This window comes from Pseudomonas sp. Pseusp3, from assembly GCF_047304225.1.
GTDB classification, from domain to species: Bacteria; Pseudomonadota; Gammaproteobacteria; order Pseudomonadales; family Pseudomonadaceae; genus Aquipseudomonas; species Aquipseudomonas fluorescens_CD.
This window is the reverse complement of record NZ_JBGLYV010000177.1, coordinates 1-7,040: the sequence shown is the minus strand read 5'-3', so window position 1 is coordinate 7,040 and position 7,040 is coordinate 1. Positions and strand designations below refer to the sequence as shown.

Sequence of the window (7,040 nt, the reverse complement as noted above, 5' to 3'; positions counted from 1 at the left end):
CAAGCTCGCTCCTACAGTGGGTCAGCGTTTTTTTGTAGGAGCGCGCTCGCTCGCGATGGACCCAAGAGCGCCGCGTTTAGCCAGGAAACACGCGTACCCGTTATCGACCATTGCAGTTGCCGCGATCAGTTCAGTTGCAACGTCGAGTTGAACTGACTGATCGCATCCACCACATGCCGCGAGCCCTGCTGGATTTCCAGGATCACCTCCCCCGCCTCGTTCGCCAATTCCACGCCCAGGCCGGTTCGGCTCAAACTCGATTGCATGCTCGATACCGCGCTGAGCGACAAATCGTGGTTCTTGCGCACTACCTCGACAATCTCCAGCGTCGCCTGACTGGTGCGCGCCGCGAGGCTGCGCACTTCATCGGCCACCACCGCAAACCCGCGCCCGTGTTCACCGGCCCGTGCCGCTTCAATCGCCGCGTTGAGCGCCAGCAGGTTGGTCTGGTCGGCAATGCCGCGGATGGTCTGCACGATGGTGCCGATGATGTCGGACTGTTTGCTCACGGCATCGATACTCAGTGCCGCTTCGTTCAGGTCCCGGGAAATGTGCTGGATGATCTGCACCGTCTGCTGCACCACCTCTGACCCTTTGCGGGCACAGGCGTCGTTTTGCACCGAGGTGCTGTGGGCCGATTCTGCGGCGGTTTGCAGGGTGGTCATCTGGTTGGTGATGTCGCTGGCAAACTTGACCACTTTGTACAACCGCCCCTTGGCGTCGAACAACGGGTTGTAGGACGCTTCGAGGAATATGGTCTGCCCCTGTTTGTTTCGGCGCTCGAAACGATGGGAGTGGTATTCGCCGCGGTTGAGTGACGCCCAGAAATTCCGGTAATTCTGCGACTCGGCTTCGGCACGGTGGCAGAACAGGCTGTGATGCTGCCCCACCACTTCGTTGAGCGAGTACTGCATGGTTTTCAGGAAGTTTTCGTTGGCGCTGATGACCTTGCCTTCTGGCGTGAATTCGATCACAGCCATGGAGCGGCTGATCGCGGAGAGCCGGCTTTCGTTTTCGTGCTCCTTGTTGACCCGCGCGGTGATGTCGGTGGCGACCTTGATCACGCTCTTGACTTGCCGGTCGGGGCCCAGCACCGGCATGTAGCTGGCTTCGAGCCAGATCTCCCGGCCGCTTTTGTGCAAGCGCAAAAAGGTCCCGCTCAGCGGCTCGCCCCGCGCCAGGTCGCGCCATAACCTGGTGTAGTCATCGCTGCGGTAATACTGCTCTTCACAAAAGATCCGGTGATGCTTGCCGCGCACTTCTTCGGCGCTGTAACCCATGGCACTGCAAAAGTTTTCATTGGCATCGATGACGATGCCGTCCGGGGTGAATTCAATCATCGCCATCGAACGACTGATCGCCGCCAACTTGGCGTTGGCCTCAGTCAGCGCACAGCTGAATCGTTCGATTTCCAGCAGGTCAGCCTTGTGATGTAGGTTGAACATTGTGGTATCACCTTCCGCGCGATTTCTTGATTGATGAAAGTTGCAGGTCTTTCAAATCCACCACTGCGTTCAGCAGAACAGGCACACGCATCCCTCCAAAAAGAAGGACTGGTCAGGTGATAAATGATGTTCGATCGGAAGGGTCCCTATTGCGACACTCTCATCAAGACATCCTTCTCTTGATAGCCCGCATGCGGGCCAGCCCTAACAGTTTCAAACAAATTCCATTTAGCGGACAGCTCCCTGTCATCAAGTCTCGGTGCCTTCGATTGCGCACTCTTGCGGCCAGACATCGACCGCCTCACGGCGGTCGACATAGTTGGTTACAACTGATCATAGACAGCAACCTTGGGCTTGCAAGGCCACTAGTCTGCCACTATCGAGGACAAAATCGGTTCAGCAGCGACGTCACTGGGCAGCACCAAACAACGGAGAGAAGCGAATGCTGGTAACACTGTCGTTTTGTTGCCCGTGTAGCTCCGCCTGTTCATAGATCTCAGTCCAGCCATCCTTTTGTTCACGGTTACCAAATGGACAGCATTCATCGCCGATTCCGATCTCCGCGAGGGTGCTCGTCATTATCTTGCCTACCCCGTTCGATCCATCCACTCCATAGACGACGGTTTTATAGCGATCATTGTTGTATTTCCAGGAGGAAACTTGCCGTGCCATGTATGCAGGCAAATCGACGACCCCTGATGGCAGCACTTGCAGGGAGACCTTTGAACCCGAGTAATACCATGCATCCCAAACACAAAAATAACGATAGTCGCACGTGGTATGGAGTTCACCAGTCACCCCGGGAACCGGGAATGTGATCACGATTGCGCCTTCGTCATAAGCTATTTGGGTAGAACTGACTTGCTTCCCCCCCTCTTTCCTCGCCATCTGCAGATCCATCTGCTGCTGAACCAAAGTCTTTTGTTCTTGCGATAGCGTTGGATTGAACAACGTGTACTTGATATCCCGATCTTGCTTGAGATTAAAAAAGTATACGGCGCCAATGCCGACACACAGTGCCGCGAGTCCCACAAACCATTTTCTGTTCATAAAAAACTCCGTGCCCTGAAAACGCTGAATCATTCAGCGCCTACAGGGAACAGAGTCGATTTTTTGTTACAAAATATCTACTGTCATAAATGACAGTTCTAACAAGCGCCGCCCTTGTACTTGCTGCGTAGAAACCGGATCACAAACCTGCCGTGACTCGATTCGCCACCTCCCCCGGCACCCAGCCCTTCCATACCTGCGGCTGCTCACGCAAAAACGCTTCGGCGACTTCACGGGGTTTCTGGCGCTTTTCACTCATCTGGCCCAGGGTCTGGTTCAACAGATCAATCGGCAGGTCGACCTTTTCAAAGAACGTCACCAGATCCGGGTATTGCGCCTTGAACGGTGCCGATACGCCGATGGCCAGGCTGGCCGGCATCGAGCGTGTGCCTTTGGGGTTCGGGTTGTTGGCATCGGCCAGGGTTTTCCAGGCTTCGATGTCGAATGGCGGTTCCTCGAGTTTCACCAGTTTGAAGCGCCCCAGCAGCGGTGTCGGCGACCAGTAGTAGAACAGCACCGGTTTGCCACGGCGGATCGACGACGCCACCTCGGCATCCAGTGCGGCACCGGACCCTGTGCGGAAGTTGACGTAGCTGGCGGTCAGGTCATAAGCCTTGAGTTTCTGGCTGTTGACGATTTCCGAGGTCCAGCCGGTCGGGCTGTTGAGGAAGCGTCCGCGACTCGGGTCTTCGGGGTCGCGGAACACGTCCTTGTACTTCGCCAGATCAGCAACGGATTTCAGCTCCGGGGCCAATGGCTTGATGCCGCGCTCGGGATCGCCCTTGATCACGTACTCCGGCACCCACCAACCTTCGGTGGCGCCCTTGACCGTATCGCCGAGGCCGAACACCTTGCCCTCCCCGGCAGCCTTGACCCAGGCCGGGCTGCGTCCGGCCCACTCTTCACCGATGACCTGGATATCGTTTTTGGCCAGCGCCGCTTCAAGGCTGACGGTGCTGCCCGGCAGCGTGTCGGTCGGGTAGCCGTAACCTTTTTCAACGATCAGGCGCAGGATTTCGGTGATCAGGCTGCCGCTTTCCCAGGTGATGTCACCGAAGTGAATGGGTGCGGCTTTTTCCGTGGCCGATGCCGGGTGGGACAACAGGCTCAGGGCCAGCAACGAACTGCCGAGCAGGGTTTTGATCGATCTCATGCGGACCTCTTGTTCTGGAGTGGACGGTTCAGGGATTGATTGGCGCTGTGCCGGTCGCACAGGGCCTGGGAACGGGTCATGTAGTCGCTGACCGAACGCAGCGAGATGCCCAGCGCAGCGGCAATTTGCGGATAGGTCAGGCCGTCGATCCGCGATAGCAGGAAGGTCGAGCGCACTTTGCCTGGCAGCCGCTGAAGACTGCGATCGACACGGGCCAGGGTCTGGGACAACTGAGCCAGCTCTTCCGGCGATTCGGCGTGGATCGGCCCGGCCTGTTGCAGTTGCTGCAGATACTGGCGCTCCAGATCACCTCGGCGCCAACGCTGATAGAGCAGGCGCCGGGCGATAGTGGTGAGCAAGGCACGGGGTTCACGGATTGCCGTCAGGCCAGGGGCTTCGAGCAGTTGCACGAAGGTTTCGCAGGCAATGTCTTCGACACCGGCGGCATCGTTCAGAGACTGGCGCAGGCGTGTGCAGAGCCAGTGGTAGTGAGCGCGGAACAGTCCGTCCACGTGTTTGCGGTGAAGTATATCGGCGCCGGACATAGGGGCTCCTGGGTTAGGGGTCGCTGAATGTCCGGTGGTCCGGTGAGGCGAATCCTAGCAAGGAGCCTTATTCTTTAATAATACTTAAAACTTATTTTTATATTCGTTAATAGAATTAAAAATAAATAGCCGATGGACCGCTAGCGCAAAACCCCATACCCCAACGCCTCGGCTTCCCGCTGATAGTCGAGCACCACCTGATAGTCGCTTTCGCTAGCCGGCAACACTTCAGGCAACCCGAGGATTTCGGCGACGTCAGGCAATTCGCGCAAGGCTTGATTCATCGCCTGCAATAGCGCTTCAGCCTGCTGATCGCTGACGGTGGCTGATGTGATGTAGGGTAACGTCGGGCTGAAAGCACTGCGAGCGATCACGCGCAAACCGGCCACTTCTTCTGCAGCGTGGCGCGCCAGATAGGCAAAGGTCACGCTGTCGATGGCCGCCAGATCGGCAAGGTCTTCGCGCAACCAGCGCAGGCTTTCGCGATGGCTGCCGCTGATGCCGACCTGCGCAAAAAATCGCCCGTCACGTTGCAAAGGTGCCAACCGCTGGCGCAGCAGATTCATGCCGCTGTTGGAGTCCTGGCCGTTGATCACGCCTCGGCTGTCGCGAAACTCCGGCAGGGTTCGCCGTGCGTCTTCGATGCGTCCCAGAATCAGGCTGCAATGATTGCCGCCACTGCTGTCCGGCAGTTCATAACGAGGGCGCCCCAGCACCCGGACCTTGCCGCGTAATGCCGTCATCAGCGGATAGCCGCAGGTTTGTGTGAGCAGCAGGTGTGGCGACAGCCACAGGTCCGCCAGTGACAGGCCTTCGGCATCACGGCGGGTTTCGCCCAAGTGTTCGAAGATTCGCGCCAGCCAGCGCTCGTTGGCCTGGTGGATGGGGTCGGGGGCGACGTACATCTGTATTTCGGCGATGTGTTGGGTCATCGAAATAGTCCCATGCGGCAAATTTCCAATGTGGGAGCGGCGGTGCGACGATTCGACTTGCTCGCGAAAGCGGTCAGACATCCAACATCTGAGTTGACTGGCACACCGCATTCGCGAGCAAGCCCGCTCCCACAGTAGATCTGTGGCGATTCAAAAATCAGTGAAACGGATGCCTCGGGCTGTCGATGGCCTTGACGCCATGTTCACGCCACAACTGCCCATAACCCTGCACCAGAAACCCGCCGCTGCGCGCCAGCCATTGCTCGCGGCGGGCCCTGTAGGCGCGGGGCAAGTCGTACCAGGGCAACCCCGGCAATTCGTGATGCACCAGATGAAAATTGAGGTTCAGAAACAACCAGCGCCATGGCCAGGCGGCCTCATTGAGCACGGTGCGTTGCTCCGGCGCTGCCTGAGGTCGATGTTCATAGTAGGAGCGAATCATGGCAATCGACAGCGCTGGCACGCTGATCAAAAACAGGTAATGCCAGACCGGCAATACGCTGAAGCGTGCGATGAACAGCAGCATCAAACCAGTCATCGCGCCGTGACTCAGCCACATCAGCCAGGCCTGGCGCTCACCTGCCCTCAGGCGCTGCAGTTCTTCGCGGGCCAGCGTCAGCAAGGCCAGCGGCGCGCCAAAGGCAAAGCGGCCGAGCACGGTTTTGTTCAGCCAGTGCAGGCTGCGCACCAGCAGTGAACTGCCCTGCCACTGCGCGGCGCTCAGGTAACGGCTTTCCGGATCGCGACCGGGGATCGTCAGGTCCTCGTCGCGGTGATGCAGCAAATGGCTATCGCGATACAAGGTGTACGGATACCAAACGGCAAACGGCGCGTAGCCAAGGATTTTGTTCAAGGTTGGCCAGCGCGTGGGATGACCGTGCAGCAGTTCGTGTTGCACGGATAACCACAGCACCAGCAATGGGATCAGCAACAGCGTGCTCCACCACAAACCCAGCCGATGGCTGTTCAGCACGATGCCAAACCAGCCGCCATACACGCCGGTCAACAGCAACCAGGTCGGCCATTCGGTGCGTGCGGTGAAGCGTCGACGCAGGGTTTCGATTTCTTGTTGGTGGGCGCTATCGAAGTAATGGGGCATGGCGTTGCTCAGATCGGGACCAGTCCCTTTCTGTGCAATGGCCTTGGGAAATCTTGCAGATTATTTTCAGGTGGATCGCTCCCATGTTGCATGGGAGCGATCAATCAACGCCGGATCAGTGACCGAACACGCCGACCTTTTTGGCTTTCTTGTCCGCACGCTTTTCAATGGCGGTTTTCACTGGTTTCTTTTTTGCCGCTTTCTTTGAATCCATACCTTTGGACATGATGCGTACTCCACTCATGGGGATGTGAAATCAGGTATACACCTATCCCGGCGCGTGTGTTCTTTTATAATCGCCCGCTTTGCCTACCGATAGTCCAAAACCATGCCCGACACCCAATACACCCTGCTCGACGAGCCGTCATGGCCATTGATGAACAAGTTCTACCGCGCTCACCAATCGTCGATGAAGGCCGTGCGCGACGCGCAGTTGTGGGTGGCCCGGCGTGACGGGATCGTTGCCGCGCTGTGTTTGCGCCCCGTGTCCGGTGGGCATTGGCTGACCGGGTTGTTTGTCGATCCGCAGTGTCGCGAACAAGGGCTTGCCGCCGGATTGATTGCGGCCGCAGTGAAGGATTGCGAACTGCCGGTGTGGCTGTTCTGTCATCCGGATTTGCGGGGGTTTTACGAGCGCCGCGGCTTTACTTTCGATCCGCCGATGCCTTACGCGATGGTTGAACGCTTGAGCCGATACGCGCGCAGCAAGCCGATGATTGCAATGGGGCTGGAGCTGAAATAACGGGATCAAAAATGTGGGAGCGGGCTTGCTCGCGAAAGCGGTCTGTCAGTCACCATCAATGCCGACTGTCAGAC

6 protein-coding genes and 2 pseudogenes are annotated in these 7,040 nt (G+C 57.8%); 1 reads left to right on the top strand and 7 read right to left on the bottom strand.

What is annotated here, in order from left to right:
• Positions 1-125 precede the first annotated feature (125 nt).
• From ACCD00_RS29815 to ACCD00_RS29785, 7 genes and pseudogenes are all read right to left on the bottom strand, one after another.
• Positions 126-542: pseudogene (locus tag ACCD00_RS29815) on the bottom strand (methyl-accepting chemotaxis protein); the annotation flags it as partial.
• 132 nt (positions 543-674) lie between these two features.
• Positions 675-1,445: pseudogene (locus tag ACCD00_RS29810) on the bottom strand (PAS domain-containing protein); the annotation flags it as partial.
• A gap of 408 nt (positions 1,446-1,853) precedes the next feature.
• Positions 1,854-2,528 carry a peptidase inhibitor family I36 protein gene (locus ACCD00_RS29805; RefSeq protein WP_413428794.1) on the bottom strand — a complete coding sequence of 225 codons (675 nt, stop codon included), beginning with the start codon at positions 2,526-2,528 and terminating at the stop codon, positions 1,854-1,856.
• A gap of 106 nt (positions 2,529-2,634) precedes the next feature.
• Positions 2,635-3,648: an ABC transporter substrate-binding protein gene (locus ACCD00_RS29800; protein ID WP_413428793.1), complete on the bottom strand. Its 1,014-nt coding sequence runs from the start codon at positions 3,646-3,648 to the stop codon at positions 2,635-2,637.
• Positions 3,645-4,193, bottom strand: a complete 549-nt coding sequence (locus tag ACCD00_RS29795) for a sigma-70 family RNA polymerase sigma factor (RefSeq protein ID WP_413428792.1) — start codon at positions 4,191-4,193, stop codon at positions 3,645-3,647. The genes ACCD00_RS29800 and ACCD00_RS29795 overlap by 4 nt, the downstream gene beginning before the upstream one ends.
• A gap of 140 nt (positions 4,194-4,333) precedes the next feature.
• A complete protein-coding gene (locus tag ACCD00_RS29790; protein ID WP_413428791.1) occupies positions 4,334-5,125 on the bottom strand; it encodes a phosphate/phosphite/phosphonate ABC transporter substrate-binding protein in 792 nt (263 codons plus the stop codon).
• Positions 5,126-5,282: 157 nt separating this feature from the next.
• A complete protein-coding gene (locus ACCD00_RS29785; RefSeq protein WP_413428790.1) occupies positions 5,283-6,224 on the bottom strand; it encodes a fatty acid desaturase in 942 nt (313 codons plus the stop codon).
• A gap of 328 nt (positions 6,225-6,552) precedes the next feature.
• Between ACCD00_RS29785 and ACCD00_RS29780 the strand changes: the two genes are divergently transcribed.
• Positions 6,553-6,966 carry a GNAT family N-acetyltransferase gene (locus tag ACCD00_RS29780; RefSeq protein ID WP_413428789.1) on the top strand — a complete coding sequence of 138 codons (414 nt, stop codon included), beginning with the start codon at positions 6,553-6,555 and terminating at the stop codon, positions 6,964-6,966.
• The last annotated feature ends 74 nt before the right edge of the window (positions 6,967-7,040 follow it).

Excerpts from the sequence above, each read along its gene's own strand:
- ACCD00_RS29805 (WP_413428794.1), bottom strand. The coding sequence starts at position 2,528 with ATGATTCAGCGTTTTCAGGGCACGGAGTTTTTTATGAACAGAAAATGG.
- ACCD00_RS29800 (WP_413428793.1), bottom strand. The coding sequence starts at position 3,648 with ATGAGATCGATCAAAACCCTGCTCGGCAGTTCGTTGCTGGCCCTGAGC.
- ACCD00_RS29795 (WP_413428792.1), bottom strand. The coding sequence starts at position 4,193 with ATGTCCGGCGCCGATATACTTCACCGCAAACACGTGGACGGACTGTTC.
- ACCD00_RS29790 (WP_413428791.1), bottom strand. The coding sequence starts at position 5,125 with ATGACCCAACACATCGCCGAAATACAGATGTACGTCGCCCCCGACCCC.
- ACCD00_RS29785 (WP_413428790.1), bottom strand. The coding sequence starts at position 6,224 with ATGCCCCATTACTTCGATAGCGCCCACCAACAAGAAATCGAAACCCTG.
- ACCD00_RS29780 (WP_413428789.1), top strand. The coding sequence starts at position 6,553 with ATGCCCGACACCCAATACACCCTGCTCGACGAGCCGTCATGGCCATTG.